Raw genomic sequence first — 19,053 nt, 5'->3', positions numbered from 1 at the left:
GACTGTCTGAGGGCGAAGCCCGAGTTCCGCAGCCCCCGCCAGCTCCGAGTAGCGCAGGGAACCGGCGCAGCCGGCACCGACCCAGGGTCGCCTTTTTTTTGCTTACTTTTTCTTGGCGAAGCAAGAAAAAGTGAGACGCCCCGCAAGGGCGGAACCCCCTGCCAATCGTCAGGCAGCAAACCATGACCAACGGCCGCATCCTCTCCTATGGCCTTCTAGGCCTCCCCCTGGCCTTCGCCGCCCTCCCCATCTACGTCCACGTCCCCCGTTACTACGCCGAAACCGCCGGCATGGAACTGGCCTTGCTCGGTTTCATCCTGCTCGGCGCCCGCCTGCTCGATGCCGGCATCGACCCCTGGCTCGGCTGGCTGGCCGACCGCGTATCCCGTCCGCGCATGGTGGCGCTGGCCCTGCTGCCGTTCGCCATCGGTTTCGTCGCGCTGCTCAATCCGCCTGCCGAACATTCCGCACTCTGGCTGCTCGGCTCGCTGGCTCTGACCTACCTCGGCTTCTCGGCGGCCAGCGTCGCCTATCAGGCATGGGGGGCGGATATCGGCGAGGATTCCGCCCTGAGAACCCGGTTGACCGCCGCCCGAGAAGGCTTCGGCCTGCTTGGCGTCGTTCTTGCCGCTGCCCTGCCGGCCGTGCTGGCGGCCAGTTTGAGCGACGGCATCGCGCGTCTGAGCTGGATATTGCCGCCGCTGTTGTTGATCGCTGCGGTCACGACCTTCAGCCGCGTCGGCGTCGGCAAGCCGGTGCTCGCCGCCAGCCAACCTTTGCTGCCCAGCCTGCGCCGCGTTTTCGCCGACCCGGCCTTCCGCCGCCTGCTGATGGTCTTCGTCGCCAACGGCATCGCCGCCGCGCTACCAGCCACGCTTTTCCTCTTCTTCGTCGCCGACGTCCTGCAGGCCGAGTCCGCCAGCGGCCCGCTACTCGCCCTGTACTTCATTGTCGGCGCTGCCTCGCTGCCGCTCTGGGTCATGCTCTCGGCCCGGCGCGGTCGCGTCTTTGCCTGGCTATTGGCGATGGTCGTTTCGATACTCGCCTTCGCTGGCGCCAGCCTGCTCGGTGCAGGTGACGTCTGGGCCTTCGCCGTCATCTGCATCGCCTCCGGTCTCGCACTCGGCGCCGATCTAGCCCTGCCCGCCGCCATCGCCGCCGATCTTGGCGAACGCCAGGGGCAGGCCGGGGCTTGTTTCGGCGTCTGGAATTTTGTTGCCAAGCTCAACCTGGCGCTCGCCGCCGGGCTTTCACTACCCTTGCTCGGTGCGCTCGGCTATGTGCCGGGCGGTAGCGCCGGGCTGCCTGCGCTGACCTTTGCCTACGCCTTGTTGCCACTTGCCTTCAAGGCGCTGGCCGGCGCGCTGCTCTGGCGCTGGCGCCACACTCTGGAGATCTGAACCATGAAACTCTTGCTTGCTGCCGCCTTCACCCTCGGTCTTGCCGGCTGCGCCTCGACCGGTGTCGAACAATACCGCGCTGAACAACCGGCGCTCGACCTGAAGACCTACCTCAACGGCACGCTCGACGCCTGGGGCATGTTCCAGGGGCGTTCCGGCGATGTGCAAAAACGCTTCCACGTCGTTATCGACGCCAAGTGGACGGGCGACACCGGCGTCCTCGACGAGAACTTCAAGTGGTCCGACGGCACCACTTCGCGCCGGGTGTGGACGCTGACCAAACAGGCCGACGGCACCTTCCGAGGTCGGGCTGATGATGTCGTCGGCGAGGCCATCGGCGAAGTTTCCGGCAACGCCCTGCGCTGGCGCTACGTGCTGGCCCTGCCGGTCGACGGCAAGGTGTACAACGTCGATTTCGACGACTGGATGTTCCTGATGAACGACAAAGTCATGATCAACCGCTCCTACATGTCGAAATGGGGCTTCAACCTGGGCGAAGTGACGCTGACCTTCGTCAAGCGATGAACCCGAAAATTACCGACTGGAAGGGCAAGCGCGTCTGGCTGGTCGGCGCTTCAAGCGGTATCGGTGCAGCTATCGCCTGCGAGTTGAGCCAGCGTGGCGCGAGCCTGGCACTGTCGGCCCGGAGCGCCGACAAGCTCGCCGCCCTGGCTATCGCTGATGCCTTGCTAGTGCCCTGCGATGCGACCGACATCGTCAGTTTGAGTACCGCACGCAAAAGATTGCTGGCCGTCTGGGGTGATGTCGACCTCGTCATCTATCTGGCTGGCGACTACGTCCCTATGCGCGCCGATAATTTCGATCTGGCCGTCGCCGAACAGGTCGTCACCGTCAATTTCAACGCTGCCATGCGCCTGTTCGCCACCGTCCTCGGCGACCTCAAACCGGGCGGTGGCATCGCCTTCGTCGCCAGCGTTGCCGGCTATCGCGGCCTGCCGAAGGCGCTGGCCTACGGGCCGGGCAAGGCAGCGCTCATTCACTTCGCCGAAGTGCTGCACCTCGATCTGGCGCCCAAGGGCATCGGTGTCTGGGTGATCAATCCGGGCTTCGTTTCAACGCAACTGACGGCGAAAAACGACTTCGAAATGCCAGCGTTGCTGACGCCGGAACAGGCGGCGATTGCCACGGTCGACGGCTTCAAAACGGCCAATTTCGAAATCCATTTTCCCAAGCGTTTTACCTGCGTCATGAAACTTTTCGCGCTGCTCCCCTACCGCTGGTATTTCCCGCTGATTCGCCGTTTTACCGGGGGCTGACATGAACCTCGACGAACTGATTGTCTTCTACAACGAATTCGCCCCGGCCAGCGTCGCCCGCTTCCCGGAGTTCTACGCCGACAACGTTTGGTTCAAGGATCCGTTCAACGAAGTGCGCGGCCTGCCGGCTATCCAGCGCATCTTCACGCACATGTTCGGGCAGGTCGCCGAACCGCGCTTTGTCGTGACTGAAAAGGTCACCGATGAGAACGGCGCCATGCTGGTCTGGGAGTTCTACTACCGCGTGAAGCTGTGGGGTAGGGGCGAGACGCAAGTCATGCGCGGCGTCTCGCATCTCAGATTCGATGCCGACGGCAAGGTTTGCTATCACCGCGACTATTGGGATACGGCTGAGGAGTTGTACATGAAGCTGCCGGCCATCGGGACTTTGATGCGCGGCTTGCGGCGCCTGCTGGCGGCCTGAGTTTTCAGGCGAGTCGCAAAGAAAAAGGCCCGCAGTGATGCGGGCCTTTCTAGTTCAGCGAGAGCTGAAATTACTTGGTGGTAGCCTTCTTGACAGCCTTGGTGGTAGCGCTGGTAGCGGCAGCCATGTTGGTCTGGGCCATATCGGTCACTTGCTTGGCGGTCTTGCGCATGTTGTCGAAAGCCGAGTTGGCGGCAGCGATGGCGCTCTGAACGGCAGCAACGGCAACGTCGGAACCAGCCGGGGCAGACTTGGCAGCCTTTTCGAGCATGGCAGCAACGTTCTTCTGGAAATCGCTGAATTGGGCTTCAACCATCTTGGCCAGTTGTTCCTGGGTTTCGGTGGAGATTTCGTAGACCGACTTGGAGTAGGCAACAGCCTTCTCGACGCTCGGCTGGGTCAGCGAAGCCTGGATCGACAGGGCTTCTTGCGGATCCTTGGCACCCATCAGGGCCTTGGCGCCGGAGACGGAGTCTTCCAGCACGGAACGGGCGGTTTCAAGATTCAGGCTGGCGATGCGTTCAGCAGAAGCCAGGGCGGTGTTGGCGACGGACAACAGGGAATCAACGGCGGCTTTGTTAGCGGCGGCGAATTGCTCGGGATTGATGGACATCGGAGGCTCCTTGAGATGGGTAAGTAAATAATTGCTGCCTGCGCATTGTAACAATGTTTTTAACAAAATGCTGCATTGCAGCAATGCTGCCGGTATGGCCTGGGTAAAGAGACTCAAGCCAGTGTGGCAAACATCTGTTTCAAACGTATTGCATAAATGTGATCCAGGATTCGGCTATTTTTTGGGAAAAATGCCTGAAAACCTTTCTCTCATCGTAATTCCATGTGTTTTCTGAAACAGTATTTCGGCCAGATCGGCGCAAGAGGATTATGCATTATGAATGATGATTTGGCTTGTTGCGTTTACAACAAAAATTTTTCTGGTCGGATGAGGTGTGCCTCGATTTGGTGCCTCAATGGGGTCAAACGGGACGGTCCAGCCGCGGGTGATAGAATCCGCCCCGTTTCAGCGCAAGCTATTTTTCCCGATCGGACCCCATGCATTTCGACATCATCGTCATAGGCGCCGGCGCGGCCGGCATGATGTGTGCGGCCCAGGCCGGGGCGCGCGGTCGGCGCGTGCTGCTCGTCGATCACACCGCAACGCTCGGCGAGCGCATCCGCATTTCGGGCGGCGGGCGCTGCAATTTTACTAACCGCACGGTCAGCGCCGACAACTATCTGTCGCAGAACCCGCATTTCTGTCGCTCAGCCCTGGCGCGCTTCTCGCAGTTCGATTTCATCGCAATGATGGACAAACGGCGCATTGCCTATCACGAGCGCGAACACGGACAGTTGTTCTGCGACGAATCGGCCGAGCAGATCATCGACATGTTGCGTGATGCCTGCGACGACGCTGGCGTTCAATGGGCCTTTCCTTGTGCTGTGCAGCATGTCGAACGTCATCCCGGCGAAGTTGCCAGGCGTTACACGGTGGACACGGAAAATGGCCGATTTTCCTGCCAGTCGCTGGTTATCGCTACCGGCGGCCTGGCCATTCCAAAAATAGGCGCCAGCCCGTTCGGCTATCGGCTGGCCGAGCAGTTCGCCATTCCCGTCGTTGCGCCCAAACCTGCCCTCGTGCCGCTGGCTCTGGCGCCCGAGGTGCTTGAACCGATCAAGCCGCTGGCCGGATCGACGCTCGACGCCGTCGCCCAATTTGAAGACGCGCAGTTCCGCGAAAATGTGCTGATCACCCACCGCGGCCTGTCCGGCCCGGCCATCCTGCAGATATCGAGCTACTGGCAGATGCAGGAATACCGCAGCGGCAAGAAGCAGCCCGTCGAAATCGACCTGCTGCCCGGTCTCGATGCCGGTGCCTGGCTCGAAGAACACCGGCAGGGCCGGGTGCATCTGCCCAACCTGCTGGCCGAACGTCTGCCCCGGCGCTTCGCCCACGAATGGTGTGCGCTGCTTGGTGGCGAAAAATTCGTGACGCGCCCGATCGGCGAACTCGGTCGCCGCGATCTCGATCTGATTGCCGGCAAGCTCAACGCCTGGCCGCTCATGCCGGCCGGCACGCTGGGTTTTGCCAAGGCTGAGGTAACGCTGGGCGGCGTATCGACCGATGCGCTGTCGTCAAAAACCATGGAGGCAAAAGCAGCGCCCGGGCTGTACTTCATTGGCGAAGTGGTTGATGTCACTGGCTGGCTGGGCGGTTACAACTTCCAGTGGGCCTGGTCGTCGGGCTGGGTGGCCGGGCAGTTTGCGTGAATGCCTGAGTTCTGGTGCCGTTTTCAACTAGCGGCAAGTGGCCAAAACCAGACGGCCCCATATTCTCTATAGCCGCCATTTGAACGGCAGTTCCCCTCTAATGTTGGACCAACGGCCTGTGTGTTAAGAGGATGCCAAGCACGACACCGGCAACTGAGGAATTACGCAGGAACAAATTGACCGGTAATCTGAACATTGGTTATTCGCTGCTGTCACTAAACAAATAGCTCCGGGGATGTCGCAATGGAACATGACAACAGCCCTTCTCTCATTTACAAGTATTTCTTTTTTGCCTGGCTGTTTCGCGACGTAAACCGCGGCAACTGGTTGGAGCGATCTGCTGCTTGGCGCTATAACCTCGCACACTCGCATTGGCTGCTAACCTATTTGAAACGCTGGGTTGTTCTCGATTTTTCGGCATTTGCCTTCGGTGATCTTACTTCTCTGTTATTTCAGGGACACTGGATCTGCATCCCCTTCTACGTCATTTTTTCTGTCGCCATTCCGATAATTTCGGTCATCGTCGTGGCATGGCTAGGGCTGATCCTGATGCCAGGGCCGGTTGGCCCGTAGACGCCTGTCGAACTCGCGCGCGGCGGACCCCATAATGATAGGCAAGCGGCCATTGCCCAGGAGTCGCCAGTGACTGCTTCGGAGAATTCAAGTTCGAACAATCTGGGTTCGGCAGACCGACCGCTCTGGAGAAAGCTGGATGGCCGGATTGGGCACGTAGCCGAAGCTCAGTGCTTCCCGGTTATCGACAGCGCCAGTGCTTCCGCCACCTTGATGCCATCCACCCCCGCCGACAGAATCCCGCCAGCGTAACCGGCACCTTCACCGGCCGGATAGAGGCCGCGCGTGTTGATGCTTTGGTAATCGTCACCGCGCTTGATGCGGATCGGTGACGAGGTGCGCGTCTCGACGCCGGTCAGGATGGCGTCGGCCATGGCGAAACCGCGAATCTGCTTGTCGAAGGCCGGGATCGCCTCGCGCAGGGCGTCGATGACGTAGGCCGGGGCACAGCTGGCGAGGTCGGTCATGTGCACGCCGGGCTGGTAGGACGGATCGACTTCGCCGAGGGCGGTTGACGGCCGGCCGGCGAGGAAATCGCCGACGCGCTGGGCTGGTGCGGCGTAGTTGCTGCCACCGGCGACGAAGGCGGCCGATTCCCATTGGCGCTGGTACTCGATTCCGGCGAGTGGGTTGGTCCGGTAGTCGCCCGGGAAATCCTCAGGTTTGACTTCGACGACGAGCGCCGCGTTGGCGTTGCGTTCGGCGCGCGAATACTGGCTCATGCCGTTGGTCACGACGCGGCCTTCTTCCGAGGTGGCGGCGACGACCTGGCCACCCGGGCACATGCAGAAACTGTAGGCGGCGCGGCCGTTGCCGCAGTGATGGACGAGTTTGTAGTCGGCGGCGCCGAGGATTTCGTTACCGGCATTGGGGCCGAAGCGCGCCTTGTCGATCATGGCCTGCGGGTGTTCGATGCGGAAGCCGATGGAGAAGGGCTTGGCTTCGATGTAAACGCCTTGTTCGTGCAGGGTCTGGAAGGTGTCGCGGGCGCTGTGGCCGACGGCGAGAACGACGTGATCAGTGGCGATGGTCTGGCCGTCAGCCATGACCACACCGCGGACCTGATGGTCGTCGATGAGCAGCCGCTCGACCTTGCTGCCGAAACGGACCTCGCCGCCCAGATCGGTGATCGTGGCGCGGATGTTCTCGACCATCTTGACCAGCCGGAAAGTGCCGATGTGCGGCTTGCTGACGTACATGATCTCTTCCGGCGCGCCCGCCTTGACGAACTCTTCGAGCACCTTGCGGCCGTGGTGCTGCGGGTCCTTGATCTGGCTGTACAGCTTGCCGTCGGAGAAGGTGCCGGCACCGCCCTCGCCGAACTGGACGTTCGATTCCGGGTTGAGCTTGTTGTTGCGCCACAGGCCCCAGGTGTCCTTGGTCCGCTCGCGCACGGCCTTGCCACGTTCGAGGATGATTGGTTTGAAGCCCATTTGGGCGAGGATCAACCCGGCGAGCAGGCCGCAGGGCCCAGTGCCGATGACGACCGGGCGGGTCTTCAATTCGGCCGGTGCCTGGGCGACGAACTTGTAGTCGGTATTCGGCCGCAGGCCTACGTTACGGTCATCGGCCAGCTTTTTGAGCAGTGCCGGCTCGTCGCGGACATTGAAGTCGAGCGTGTAGATCAGCGTGATCGCCGATTTTTTCCGCGCATCGTAGCTGCGCTTGAAAATCGTGAAGTCGATCAGCTCGCTGTCGGCGATGCCCAGCCGCTGGCAGAGGGCCGGGCGCAGCGCGTCCGCGGCGTGGTCAAGCGGCAGCTTCAGTTCGGTCAGTCTCAACATGCGGTTGTTCCGGAAATCTCAGCGTTCCTTGAACTGCTTGTGGCAGGTCTTGCAGGCTTCATGAACGGCGTCGTAGGCCTTTTCGACCTGCGCCTTGTCCTTGCTCTGGGCGGCGACGAGCAGGGCGTCGGTGGCGGCGATGAAGGCTTTCTTGTTCTTCTCGAACTCTTCCGGCTGCTTCCAGACCTCGGCCGTCGCCTTGGTTGGCGGGTAGTTGGTGTCCGCGCCAAAATAGTCCCACGGCCCATCCCGTTTGGCGAGCAGGGCCTCGGCCATGGGCAGGAACTTGTCGGCCTTGTAGGTCTCTTTGCGCAGCATCACGCCCATCGGCTCGAAAGTCTTGACGATCTCCTTGAAGGCGACCTGCCGGTGCTTCACCGGCTGACCCGGCCGCGTGTCCTCAACCTCGCCGCAGGCGGTGAGCAATGTTGCGGTCAACAGGAAAAAAAGAGGCAATTTCAAATGCTGGAACATGGCTGGCGATCGGAAGCAGGGCGGGGCCCGGGAGGGCGAATTATACGGGGAGTGCGCAGCATGGTGCGCTCGCCGGTACGGCGTTGGTCGACTTCAAAATTGGCCGATATTTCCGGTTGACCGTAGCAGGGATGTTTCGCCTGCTTACGCAGCTGGCCAAGAGCCCTTGTTCCCGTTCGGCCGAAAAGCTTGCGCCGCCGCCAGGGAGGAAAGTTCAACGCTGAGCGCGTCGATCAGCCTGTTGATTTCCTGGCGACCATTTTCGTCATCCGGGTTCTGGCGCAGCGCAATCTCCAAGCCTCTTGCCATGCCGGAAATCTGCTCTGCACCCAATGTCGCTGCCGTGCCTTTGAGCGTATGGACCAGACGCTCGGCCGTTTCGCGCTCGCCACCGGCCAGAAGTTCGCTCAGGCGAGCCATGTCATCGCCGTGGCTGGCCACGAATTGGGATACCAGTTCGAGAAACTTGACGATGTTCCCGCGCACCATCGATAGACCCAGGGGCAGATTCAGTCCGGGTATTCCAGCCAGGCGCGCCAAGGCTTCGTCGGGGCTTGCCCCTCGTTGTACCGACCAACCTTCTGCCGCGACCTGGGCTTGTCTTGCAGTGGAGTCCGGACGCGTCATTTCGATTCTGGCCGGGAGCCATTTGAGCAGTATCGTGTAAAGCAGGTCCGGATCGACCGGCTTGGCAACAAAATCGTTCATGCCGGCCGCTTCGCAGGCACGGCGGTCATCGTCGAAGGCGTTGGCGGTCATGGCCAGGATCGGCTTGCTTGTCCAGCCTGCCAGGGCGCGGATTTTTCGGGTCGCCTCCAGGCCATCCATGTTGGGCATCTGCATATCCATCAGGATCAGATCGTAGGTGTTGTTGCTTGCCATCTCGACTGCTTCCCGGCCGTCGCCGGCCGTATCCACTGCCAGGCCTGCCCCATGCAACAACTCCAGTGCCACCTCCTGGTTGATCGGGTTGTCTTCGGCCAGCAACAGCCTGGCGCCACGGTGATTCAGGCGCAACTGCGATTCGGCATTGACCTCGAGCGGGGTCGGCTCACTGGGCATGATGCCGTGCCCGCGTTGCAGATGTGCCGTAAACCAGAACTTGCTGCCATGGCCAACCCTGCTCTCGACGCCGGCATCCCCACCCATCAGGCGGGCCAGCCGCCGGGTTATGGCCAGACCCAGCCCGGTTCCGCCGTAGGTTCGCGTGGTTGACGCTTCGGCTTGCTCGAAAGCCTGGAAAAGTCGACTGATTTGTTCCTTGCTCAGGCCAATCCCGCTATCTTCAACTTCAAAGCGCACCAGCAACTCGTCGTCATGCGCCTCAAGCAGTTGGGCGCGCAGGGCAATGCCGCCTTTTTCGGTAAACTTGATCGCATTGCCGGCGTAGTTGAGCAAGGCCTGACGAAGGCGCGTCGGGTCGCCACGCAACCAGAGCGGGACCGAATCGCGATCAAGCTCGATGCTTAGTCCCTTGTTCCGTGCCGCTTCCCCGATGATGGACTGGACATTGTCGAGGATGGCCGAAAGATGAAAATCCTCGCTTTCCAGCTGGAGCCGGCCTGCCTCGATTTTCGAAATGTCCAGGATGTCGTTGAGGATGGACAGCAGGTGTCGGCCGGCATTGTCGATCTTGTCCAGCCGCTTGATCTGGCTGGGCTCTGCACCGGCATGACGAATCAGATGGGTGAGACCAATGATGGCATTCATCGGCGTCCGGATTTCATGGCTCATGCTGGCGAGAAAGATGCTTTTAGCCCGATTGGCGACTTCAGCCTCTTCGACACGGGTGGCCAGAGCGGCGTTCAGGGCCTCGATTTCCCGCTCCTTGTCCTTGAGTTGGGTGACGTCCGAGACCAGCGCAAAAAAGCCTTTGACTTCGCCGCTGTGGATGTCGGGAATGTACTCCACCTGCGTCCACCGCCGGTTTCCCCGAATGTCGACCAGCTCCCGGTTGAACGACTGCCGTTCGCCGTGCAGGACACATTCGATGAAAGACCGGCTCTCGGCAAATGCCTGTTCGCCGATCACCTCTCGCAGATGATGGCCCCGGATATTTTCAGGCGCTATGCCATACATCTCCTCGAAGGCATGATTGGCAAACTCGTTGGTCAGGTCGCGGGTCCAGTAAGCGATCATCGCCGGTGTATTGTCCAGTACGCCATGCAGCAAAACTTCGCTCTTGCGCAGCGCCATCTCGAGAGACTTGGCCTGGTCATAAAGCACCTCGAGCTTGGCCGAATGTTGCGCCAACTCTGCATTGGCCTCGCCGAGTTCACGCGTCCGGGTTTCGATCAGTGCTTCCAGATGATGCCGATGCCGCTCGAGTTCGGCTGCATCCCGCTTGGCCACCGTGATATCGAAGGAAATCCGGCAGATGAAGCTGGCCTCGCCCGAGGCATTGAGAATCGGGAACATATGCACCATGAAAACCCGGGGCTCGCCATCGACCGGCAGGATCTCCTCGACCGACTGCCTGGCCATCGACTGCAGCAAACGTTCGTCGTCGGCCCTGATCTGGCGTGCCGTTTCTACCGGGTAGAGATCGAAGTCGGTCTTGCCGATAATTTCTTCTTCGGTCAAATGGTGCAGGCGCTGGAAATTGGGATTGGCTAGGGCATAACGCCCATCGGGATGCTTCAGTGAGAGGGCAGAAGGGGAGTTTTCAACAATGGCCCCCAGCTTGAAATCGCGGTCGAGCAGGGCCTGTTCGGTCAGCCGGCGCTCGGTTACGTCGCGCGAAATGACGATAAAACGGGATTCAACCCCGGCCGGCGTGGCTTTCTTGGCAGCCGACAGCTCGAACCACCTGGCTTCCCCGGCGAAATCGAGTCGAATAACCTGACCGAACGAAGAGCCGTTCCGGTCGGCTTCGGCTATCACCGACATGACGATTGCCGCCGCCTCGCCCGGCAACATCTCGCTCACCGTATGGCCGAGCAGTAGCTCTTTCTGGTGTGCCAGGAAACTGGGATCCTGCGCCCATACCTCACGATAGGTGCCCGCCCGGTCTACATCGAACATCAGATCGGGCGTCGCCTGCAGGGTGGCAGACAGATCGGCATTCAGCGAACGAATGGTATCGGCCGCCCCCTTGCGTTCGGTAATGTCTTCGGAAAACACCACGATGCCGCCAACCTCGCCGCCCCGCCCATACCATGGATGAACCTCCCAGCTCAGCCACTGGACGGTTCCGTCAGCCCGCTCGAAACGATCTTCATCTGTCCTGATAACCTCGCCAACCATGGCGCGCCGGTGGATTGCCTTCCACGCCTCGGTTATTTCCGGGAAAACTTCATAGTGACCGCAGCCCAGGACGTTACGGTCGCCCAGGTGGTAGTCCTCCAGCCAGCGGCGACTGACCGCCAGATAGCGCATGTCGCGGTCGAACATGGCCAGCGCAGCCGGCGCATGCGAGATGAACAGCTGCAATCGTTCTTCGCTCTCGCTCAAGGCCGTTACGGCGGCTAGGCGGGAGTTCATGAGTTCATCAAGGAGGGTGCGCGCCGCTGTGATTTCGGTGATGTCGAGAGGTACACCGTCAACTGCGGATTGCTGGGCCGGAATGATCGCCGTTACTGCCCTGGCCAGGCGGCGGCTGGCCAGTTTGCCGCCGACAAAGCTGATCAGTACAGCCCCCAGCAAGGCAATGGCGAGCAGCATCCCGGTCGCATACACCGGCAACTGATAGGTCTCTTGCGGGATTTCCACCACCACCGACCACGGCGACGCCTTGGACTTGACGACAAAATGGCCGCCAGTGTTCTCTTCGGAGGCGATATTCAGGTTTGCTGGCCCGACCCTGGCGATAACTTCCTTCCGGCTATCGAGGATCGTCATTCCCGACCCGGCGGGAAGCGCCACACGCTCCAGGCGCTGCTGAATTTGTGCCGTTTTGAGTGTCGTCAAGAGCAGGTAACGGGGCTGTCCGGCCCGATAGATCGGTACGGCAATGGCAATCAGCGGCTCGTTGATGACCGGGCCGAGAAAAGTGTCCCCAACAGCGGGCTTGCCGGTATCGAGCGCGGTTGTCACCGCCGATTTTCCGCTCGGTCGGGGTAGTGTTGGCAGCTTCGAACCGAAAGGCGCGCGGGTGTTGAGCAGCATTTGCATGTCGATGTCGGCAAATACGACGTGGCTGCCGAAGCTTTTCTGGAATCCTTCCGCTTCGCGATAGAGATCTCCCCACCGTTTCTCATCGTCAATCATTGGCGACAGGGCGAGCATTTGCAGGCCGTTGACACGGGCTTCCAGCTCACGGTCGAGCGCTGCGACAAAATTATTGGCCAGGTTCTGGATGGTCAGATCGCGTTCGGCCTGGATGAACCTGACGTGGGCAAAAGCCAGATAAGCGGCGAGAACGAGCAAGGGAAGGACGCATAGCCAGATCAGGCGGGTCAGATACCGATGCAGCGATATTTGACCTGTTTTGCCAGACGGGGTGCCGGCAGGGGACGGTGTGGCGGTTTTCATTTGAGTGCGTAACGCCGTGCGCTTTCGAGCTATTGATCGATGCCCCGACCGGTTCCCTTGGACGCGGAGCCGAACTTGATTGTTGGTTTGGAAAATCCCTGCGGTTGCTTGCGTCCGTGCCGGCACGCCACTCAGCCGTCGATATGATATTGGGATCAGTTGCCTGCTTTGTCTGTCAGCGTTCGACTACAAACGACAACTATTCAGATCTGGCCGTGAAGTATTGCCAGGGCGACCAGCTCGGCATTGCTCCTGACCTCGAGCTTTTCGAGCAGTCGGCGGCGGTAGGTGGTGACGCTCTGCGGGCTGACGCCGAGCCGGGCGGCTATTTCCAGAATGCTGGTGCCGCCGGCCAGGGCCTGCATGACCTCAAACTCGCGACGGGACAGTGACTTGAACGGATCGTCGCCGGCTGCTGAATCCGGTGCTGCCCGAAGGCGCGCCGGGAAGCAGGTGCCGCCGGCCAGTATCCGTCGAATGGCACGTAGCAGATCGGCTTCGTCGGCATCCTTGCCGACAAAGCCCTGGGCACCGGCTTGCCTGGCATAGTCGACATACTGGCTGGCCGAATACATCGAGAAAAACAGAACGGGCAACTTGATGCCGTCGGCGCGTAGCGACTCGAGGACTTGAATGCCGCGGCGGATCGGCAGCGCGATGTCGAGAATCAGCAGATCGGCCCGGCCGGCCCGGGCCAGCGCGTCGGCTTCGGCTCCGTCGACGGCTTCGCCAGCCACCTCCAGATCGGGCGTCCGCGACAGTATTTCGCGCACGCCCTGGCGCACGACCTGATGGTCGTCGGCAATGATGACGCGGGCCTTCATGGCGTACCGTCCAGAGGAACGGTGACGGTTGCCGTGCTGGCCCCGGGCACTGAGGTGATGTCGAATTCGCCGCCATGTCGCGCCATTCGCTCCCGGATGCCGGGCAGGCCGTAGCCGCGGCTTGCGCGCCTGGTATCGAAACCGTTGCCGTTGTCGACGACCCGCAAGCGCAGCGCATGATCGGTGCTGGAGATGCTGGCGCGGACGAAAGTGGCGCCGGAATGCTTGGCGACGTTGGTCAGTAATTCCTGGAAAATCCGGAACAGGTCGGTGCGGAGTTGATCCGAAGGTTCGCTGCGCAGCGGGCCAAAACGTCCCCGGGCCGGAATGCCGACCAGCGCCGACCAGTCCTGCAAATACCAGCGACAGGTCGGGATCAGGCCGAGGTCGTCCAGGGCCGGTGGCCGAAGACGATCGCAGATATTGCGGGCGGCCAGGCTGGCTTGTGAGGCAAGCGACTTGATCCGGGCGATTTCGTCAGCGAGTTGCGGGGCGTCGCCAAGCTGGCGATGGAGTGCATCGACACTGAAGCCGATGGCCGTGAGCAGGGCGCCCAGTTCGTCGTGGATTTCCCGGGCGAATTCCTTTCGCTGTTCTTCCCGTACCCGGTCATTCGCGGCGAGCAGGGCGTGCAACTGGGCTCGGGAGGCGGCGAGTTCTTGTTCGGCCTGCTTGCGGGCCGAGATGTCGCGGCCGACCGACTGGATTTCCTGAAGATTGCCATCGTCGTCATAAAGGGCGCGATTCACGAACTGCATCCAGTGTTCGCAGCCATCGGCCGCATAGACCCTGTTTTCGATGATGGCGACGGGGTTGTCCGGGGAAAGCAAGGACAGCTTGTTTTCGATCATGGGAACGTCATCCTCGTGGGCCACGGGATGCCACGTCCGACCGATCAGTTCGGTCCCGGTCTTGCCGAAAAAGCGGCAATAGACTTCGTTGACGAAAATCATGGTGCCGTCGGGCCGATAGCGCCCGATCAATTCCGTCTGGTCTTCGACGACCTGGCGATAGCGCTCCTCGCTGGCCCGTTGCGCCAGTTCGGCCTTCTTGATCGGCGTGATGTCGGAGACGACGACATAAAAGCCCTGAACCTTGCCGTCGACGATGTCCGGAATGTATTCCGCCAGCGAATGGCGGACATGGCTTCCATCCGGTGATGGAATGCTCCGTTCGAAAGTCTGCTTTTCGCCGCGCAGGGCGCCCTCAATGTATGGGAGATTGAGACCGTAACGCTCTTCGCCAATCACTTCCCGCAGGTGTTTTCCCGGCATTGATTCGGGATCGACGCCGAGCCACGCTTGATAGGCCTGGTTGGCGAAGCGATTCCTCAGATTGCGATCCCAATAGGCAATCAGGGACGGGATGTGGTCAAGGATGGTTTTCAGCCGAGGCTGACTTTCAGCCAATGGTCCGTTCAACGCTTCCTTCGCCTCAATGCTTTCCATGGCCGAACCTTCGTTCCATTGTCAAATAAGCTCGCTGCAGCATGGTTGGAAGAATACCGCAGAGCAGTTGAAAGGGTTGAGCGATGCGGCGGCAAGCCGGATGCTCGGTCGGCACCGAAACAGCCTGCCACGGTCAACCGGAATAGTTGGCCAATTTTGAAATGGCGACGTTTAAGATTGCAGTTCGCCAGTTGTTCCGACGCCGCCAAATTTTGCCGGGAAGGCTGTGCGGCGAATTCAACCAACCCAGGAGCGCGCCATGTTCGATCTCTACATCGGCAACAAAAACTACTCGTCGTGGTCCTTGCGGCCGTGGCTGTTGATGAAGCATTTCGCCATTCCCTTCACCGAGCACATGGTGTCGGTCGCCGGGCGCGACTACAACGCGGCGCTCAAGCCGCTGTCCGGCAACGCCCGCGTGCCCTGCCTGCATGAAGACGGTTTCCAGGTCTGGGAAAGCATCGCCATTGCCGAAACCCTGGCCGAACGCTATGCCCAAATGTGGCCGGCCGACGCCCGGGCACGGGCCAGGGCGCGCAGCGTCTCGGCCGAAATGCATGCCGGCTTCGCCAAACTGCGCACCGCCATGCCGATGAACCTCAAGTTGAAGCTCAAGGGCAGGCCGGCGACGCCGGAGGTCCAGCGCGACATCGATCGCGTCATCGAAATCTGGAGCGAGGCGCGCAGCCAGTTCGCCACCGGCAACGGCCCGTGGCTGTTCGGTGAATTTTCGGTGGCCGACGCGATGTTCGCGCCCATCGTCTGCCGCTTCAACGTTTACAACGTGCCGCTGCCGCCGGTCGCTGCCGCCTACCGGGACGCCATGCTGGCCCATCCGGCAATGCTCGAATGGTACGCTGCCGCGCTCAAGGAAACCGAGGCGCACGCCCATTACGACCAGTTGGCCGACGACTATGGTGGTCTGCGCTGATTCCTGCCAAGTCCTGCCGGCGCTTTCAAATTTGGCCGTTTTTTACGTTTCACGTAGTAAACCCGGTTGACCGTGGGAACGTAGCGCCAACGAGGCGGGCGCGGGGTTGCCGGCCCGGCGCCCGAGAGGGATAGAATGCGGAATGTAATTCCCTGCCCGTCTGCCAACTGCCGTTTTCTCCACTGTCGAAAGTCGTGAACAGCGATCCCACCATTGATGTCAGCGAACTCCGGATAGGACTGTACGTCTATCTCGATCTGCGCTGGTTCGAGCATCCGTTTGCCCTCAGCCACTTCAAGATCAAGACCGAGGAGCAAATCCGGACCATTCGCGGGCTCGGGCTCAAGCGCGTGCGCTACAGCCTGGACCTGAGCGACCGGGAACATCCGGACGAAACGGCGGCGCCCGCCGAGCAGTCGGCCAGGGACGAGGTCAGCCCGGTCATCGCCAAGGCGCTGGCCGCCAAGAAGGCGATGATCGAGCGTATTCGTGTGCAGCGCGCATCGGCGGCGCGTATCGAAAATGCCTTCATCGTCACCGCCAGCACCATCCGCGAGGTCGAAAAAAATATCCTGACCAAGCCGGCTGAGACCGTGAAGTCGGCCACTCTGCTGGTCAATCAGATTTCGGAATCGATCCTCAGCGCGCCGGAACTGGCCATTCACGTCATGGGCGACATGGCCGGCGGCGAGGAACTGTATTTTCACTCGCTCAACGTCACCATGCTCTCGCTGATGCTCGCCCGCGACCTCGGCGTGCCGCAGGAGGCGGTCACAGCGCTCGGCATGGGCGCCTTGTTCCACGACATCGGGCGGGCCGAAATTCCCAGCCGCATCCTGCTCAAGGTCGAGCCCTTGACGCAGGCCGAGCTGCATCTCTACGAGCAGCATTGCGACTACGGCGTAACCCTTGGCAAGCGCCTGGGTTTCCCGCCACCCGTGCTCGCCGTCATCCACCAGCATCACGAAATGTTCGACGGCTCGGGCTATCCGCAGCGCCTCAAGGGCGAGAGCATCAACCTGCTGGCGCGCATTGTCGGGCTGGCCAACTACTACGACGAGCTGTGCAACCCGGTCAATATCGCCAACGCGCTGATGCCGCATGAAGCCTTGTCGCTGATGTTTGCCAAGTTGCGCGGCAAATTCGACCCGCGGTTGTTGCAACTGCTCATTCGCCGGCTTGGCGTCTATCCGCCGGGGACCGTGGTCCAGTTGTCAAATGGCGCCATGGCCATGGTGGCGACAGTCAACACCGGCCAGCCGATGAAGCCGATTCTCGTGGTGTATGACGAATCGGTTCCCCGGGATGAGGCGATCCTGATCGACCTGTCGCTCGAGTCCGACCTCAATATCGCCAAGGCGATCAAGCCGGCCCTGGTGCCGCGCCACGTTTACAACTACCTGAGTCCCCGCAAGCGGGTCAGCTACTACTTCGACGCCTGCCAGGGGCAGGAGGGGACCAAGAAATGACATCTCTCGAGCAAAAGATGCTCGATCACAGTGCCAGCATGATTCTCCTGGTCGATACCGATGGCTTGCAGATCGTCCAGGCCAATCGCCAGGCCGGACAGGTGCTTGGTTACACGGTGGAAGAACTGCTTGAACGCAAGATCATCGATATCGAAAGCTCGCTGCCGGATGTCTTTTACTGGGAAGAGGTCGCGGCCGGCGTCTTTACCGAAATCGAATGGCAGGAAGGGCTTTATTGCGGGGCCGATGGCGAGCTCATCGAGGTGTCGAAATCGATCTCGCTGATTGAGCATGAAGAGAAAACCTATCTGCTCGTTCAGGCCCGCGATATCCGCCAGGAACGCCGGACCGAAGAGCAGCTCGAGCAGACGCTGTCACGCCTGCGGGCGACCCTCGAAGCCACCGGCAACGGGATTCTGGCGATCGACTGGCACGGCCGGATTGTCAGCATGAACCGGATGTTCTCGGCGATGTGGGCGATTCCCGACACGTTGCTCGAACAGCACAAGGACGACGACGTCATTGCCCATGTCTCGAGCCGTGTCAAGGAAGAGGCCGCCTGCCGGGAAAGGCTGAGCGCCATCATGGACAGCGAGGAGAGCGACGAGCATTTCAACCTGGCTGATGGGCGGGTATTCGAATGCAAGTCGCGGCCGCAATATCTTGGCGAACACATCGTCGGCCGCGTTTTCAGCTTTGCCGACGTGACCCGCCGGGTCGCCGCCGAGGATGCGCTGCGCGAATCCCTGGACAAACTTGAACTGCGTGTCGAGGAGCGAACCGGCGAACTGCAGTCGGCCAACAGTAAATTGAGGGCCGAGCGCGAGCAGCAGGCGGTGCTGATTGCCCGCCTGGAGGAAGCGCAGAGCCAGTTGATCCAGTCCGAAAAAATGGCCTCCATCGGCCAACTGGCGGCTGGCGTGGCGCACGAAATCAACAACCCGGTCGGCTTCGTCAAATCCAACCTCGGCACGCTGCAACGCTATATCGCGGACCTCGGCAAGGTGCTCAAGGCCTACGCTGAAATCGAGCACGAACTCGGCGAAGTTTCCCTGGCCAGTGTCAGCCAGCTGAAGAAGGATCTCGAACTCGACTACCTGCAACAGGATCTCGACATCCTGCTGGCCGAAACCAACGATGGTGTCCAGCGCGTTCAGGACATCGTCCGCGACCTCAAGAATTTCTCCCATGTCGGCAGTTCCGAATTCGTCATGGCCAACCTCGAAATGGGGCTCGACAGCACCCTCAACGTGGTCTGGAACGAACTCAAGTACAAGGCCAAGGTCGTCAAGGAATACGCCGCCATTCCCGAAATCATGTGTGCGCCGTCACAGCTCAACCAGGTCTTCATGAATCTTCTCGTCAATGCCTCGCATGCCATCGAAGAGCGGGGGCAGATCAGCATTCGGACAACCAGCACCGAGGCTGAAGTCCGCGTTGAAATTGAAGACACCGGGCGGGGCATTCCGCCGGAAAACCTCGGCCGCATTTTCGAGCCCTTCTTCACGACAAAACCAGTCGGCAAAGGCACCGGGCTGGGCCTTTCGTTGTCCTACGGCATCGTCAAGAAACATCATGGCCGCATCGAAGTGAGCAGCGAAGTGGGCAAGGGCTCGCGATTCACCGTCATCCTGCCACGCCAGGTCGATTATTCGGCTGCGGAGGCAGGCGGGAAGTCAGGTGGGGAAAACGGCGGACAGTGAGCAGCCTG

The 19,053-nt window shown here is 60.8% G+C and carries 15 protein-coding genes; 9 read left to right on the top strand and 6 right to left on the bottom strand.

Translation table 11 applies throughout. The annotated features are described in order from the left end of the window. Positions 1-182 precede the first annotated feature (182 nt). From KI613_RS14745 to KI613_RS14730, 4 genes are read left to right on the top strand one after another with little or no spacing between them, the layout of a single operon-like run. A complete protein-coding gene (locus KI613_RS14745) occupies positions 183-1,400 on the top strand; it encodes an MFS transporter (RefSeq protein WP_226400764.1) in 1,218 nt (405 codons plus the stop codon). Between the two features lie 3 nt (positions 1,401-1,403). Next, on the top strand, positions 1,404-1,925 hold the full coding sequence (locus KI613_RS14740) for a DUF3833 domain-containing protein (RefSeq protein ID WP_226400762.1): 522 nt from the start codon (positions 1,404-1,406) through the stop codon (positions 1,923-1,925). Beyond that, positions 1,922-2,677: an SDR family NAD(P)-dependent oxidoreductase gene (locus tag KI613_RS14735; protein WP_226400760.1), complete on the top strand. Its 756-nt coding sequence runs from the start codon at positions 1,922-1,924 to the stop codon at positions 2,675-2,677. Before KI613_RS14740 ends, KI613_RS14735 begins: the two co-directional genes overlap by 4 nt. Position 2,678: 1 nt before the next feature. Then, positions 2,679-3,101 (top strand): nuclear transport factor 2 family protein, encoded by a 423-nt coding sequence (locus KI613_RS14730; RefSeq protein ID WP_226400747.1) that lies wholly within the window; start codon positions 2,679-2,681, stop codon positions 3,099-3,101. Positions 3,102-3,171: 70 nt separating this feature from the next. Here the strand turns inward: KI613_RS14730 and KI613_RS14725 are convergent, their stop codons facing one another. After that, positions 3,172-3,714, bottom strand: coding sequence for a phasin family protein (locus KI613_RS14725; RefSeq protein WP_226400745.1), 543 nt, complete (start codon positions 3,712-3,714; stop codon positions 3,172-3,174). Between the two features lie 437 nt (positions 3,715-4,151). Here KI613_RS14725 and KI613_RS14720 point away from each other — a divergent pair, with 437 nt between their 5' ends. Together KI613_RS14720 and KI613_RS14715 are read left to right on the top strand one after the other, a co-directional pair. Then, complete coding sequence (locus KI613_RS14720) at positions 4,152-5,366, top strand: BaiN/RdsA family NAD(P)/FAD-dependent oxidoreductase (RefSeq protein WP_226400743.1); 1,215 nt, start codon at positions 4,152-4,154, stop codon at positions 5,364-5,366. Between the two features lie 243 nt (positions 5,367-5,609). Then, positions 5,610-5,939 (top strand): hypothetical protein, encoded by a 330-nt coding sequence (locus KI613_RS14715; protein WP_226400741.1) that lies wholly within the window; start codon positions 5,610-5,612, stop codon positions 5,937-5,939. 167 nt (positions 5,940-6,106) lie between these two features. On the opposite strand, the gene KI613_RS14710 is transcribed toward KI613_RS14715, so the two are convergent. The 5 genes from KI613_RS14710 to KI613_RS14690 form a co-directional block, all read right to left on the bottom strand. After that, complete coding sequence (locus KI613_RS14710) at positions 6,107-7,723, bottom strand: NAD(P)/FAD-dependent oxidoreductase (RefSeq protein WP_226400739.1); 1,617 nt, start codon at positions 7,721-7,723, stop codon at positions 6,107-6,109. Positions 7,724-7,741: 18 nt separating this feature from the next. Then, positions 7,742-8,179 carry a c-type cytochrome gene (locus KI613_RS14705; RefSeq protein ID WP_226400737.1) on the bottom strand — a complete coding sequence of 146 codons (438 nt, stop codon included), beginning with the start codon at positions 8,177-8,179 and terminating at the stop codon, positions 7,742-7,744. A gap of 162 nt (positions 8,180-8,341) precedes the next feature. Further along, positions 8,342-12,670: a PAS domain-containing protein gene (locus KI613_RS14700; protein WP_226400735.1), complete on the bottom strand. Its 4,329-nt coding sequence runs from the start codon at positions 12,668-12,670 to the stop codon at positions 8,342-8,344. Positions 12,671-12,873: 203 nt separating this feature from the next. Beyond that, on the bottom strand, positions 12,874-13,494 hold the full coding sequence (locus KI613_RS14695) for a response regulator (protein WP_226400733.1): 621 nt from the start codon (positions 13,492-13,494) through the stop codon (positions 12,874-12,876). Continuing rightward, the gene (locus KI613_RS14690; RefSeq protein WP_226400731.1) at positions 13,491-14,942 is read right to left on the bottom strand and encodes a PAS domain-containing sensor histidine kinase; all 1,452 of its coding nucleotides are present in this window, start codon (positions 14,940-14,942) and stop codon (positions 13,491-13,493) included. The genes KI613_RS14695 and KI613_RS14690 overlap by 4 nt, the downstream gene beginning before the upstream one ends. 259 nt (positions 14,943-15,201) lie before the next feature. Here KI613_RS14690 and KI613_RS14685 point away from each other — a divergent pair, with 259 nt between their 5' ends. The 3 genes from KI613_RS14685 to KI613_RS14675 all read left to right on the top strand — a co-directional run bounded on the left by KI613_RS14685 (position 15,202) and on the right by KI613_RS14675 (position 19,045). Beyond that, positions 15,202-15,873 carry a glutathione S-transferase family protein gene (locus KI613_RS14685; RefSeq protein WP_226400729.1) on the top strand — a complete coding sequence of 224 codons (672 nt, stop codon included), beginning with the start codon at positions 15,202-15,204 and terminating at the stop codon, positions 15,871-15,873. A 194-nt stretch (positions 15,874-16,067) separates the two neighbouring features. Continuing rightward, positions 16,068-17,342, top strand: coding sequence for an HD-GYP domain-containing protein (locus tag KI613_RS14680; RefSeq protein ID WP_226400727.1), 1,275 nt, complete (start codon positions 16,068-16,070; stop codon positions 17,340-17,342). Further along, positions 17,339-19,045: an ATP-binding protein gene (locus tag KI613_RS14675; protein ID WP_226400725.1), complete on the top strand. Its 1,707-nt coding sequence runs from the start codon at positions 17,339-17,341 to the stop codon at positions 19,043-19,045. Before KI613_RS14680 ends, KI613_RS14675 begins: the two co-directional genes overlap by 4 nt. The last annotated feature ends 8 nt before the right edge of the window (positions 19,046-19,053 follow it).

It is taken from the genome of Ferribacterium limneticum (assembly GCF_020510585.1).
Lineage (GTDB): Bacteria > Pseudomonadota > Gammaproteobacteria > Burkholderiales > Rhodocyclaceae > Azonexus.
This window is presented reverse-complemented; position numbering and strand designations above follow the sequence as displayed.

Bases quoted from the DNA above. Each gene is read 5' to 3' on its own strand.
- KI613_RS14745 (WP_226400764.1), top strand. From the start codon at position 183: ATGACCAACGGCCGCATCCTCTCCTATGGCCTTCTAGGCCTCCCCCTG.
- KI613_RS14740 (WP_226400762.1), top strand. From the start codon at position 1,404: ATGAAACTCTTGCTTGCTGCCGCCTTCACCCTCGGTCTTGCCGGCTGC.
- KI613_RS14735 (WP_226400760.1), top strand. From the start codon at position 1,922: ATGAACCCGAAAATTACCGACTGGAAGGGCAAGCGCGTCTGGCTGGTC.
- KI613_RS14730 (WP_226400747.1), top strand. From the start codon at position 2,679: ATGAACCTCGACGAACTGATTGTCTTCTACAACGAATTCGCCCCGGCC.
- KI613_RS14725 (WP_226400745.1), bottom strand. From the start codon at position 3,714: ATGTCCATCAATCCCGAGCAATTCGCCGCCGCTAACAAAGCCGCCGTT.
- KI613_RS14720 (WP_226400743.1), top strand. From the start codon at position 4,152: ATGCATTTCGACATCATCGTCATAGGCGCCGGCGCGGCCGGCATGATG.
- KI613_RS14715 (WP_226400741.1), top strand. From the start codon at position 5,610: ATGGAACATGACAACAGCCCTTCTCTCATTTACAAGTATTTCTTTTTT.
- KI613_RS14710 (WP_226400739.1), bottom strand. From the start codon at position 7,723: ATGTTGAGACTGACCGAACTGAAGCTGCCGCTTGACCACGCCGCGGAC.
- KI613_RS14700 (WP_226400735.1), bottom strand. From the start codon at position 12,670: ATGAAAACCGCCACACCGTCCCCTGCCGGCACCCCGTCTGGCAAAACA.
- KI613_RS14695 (WP_226400733.1), bottom strand. From the start codon at position 13,494: ATGAAGGCCCGCGTCATCATTGCCGACGACCATCAGGTCGTGCGCCAG.
- KI613_RS14690 (WP_226400731.1), bottom strand. From the start codon at position 14,942: ATGGAAAGCATTGAGGCGAAGGAAGCGTTGAACGGACCATTGGCTGAA.
- KI613_RS14685 (WP_226400729.1), top strand. From the start codon at position 15,202: ATGTTCGATCTCTACATCGGCAACAAAAACTACTCGTCGTGGTCCTTG.
- KI613_RS14675 (WP_226400725.1), top strand. From the start codon at position 17,339: ATGACATCTCTCGAGCAAAAGATGCTCGATCACAGTGCCAGCATGATT.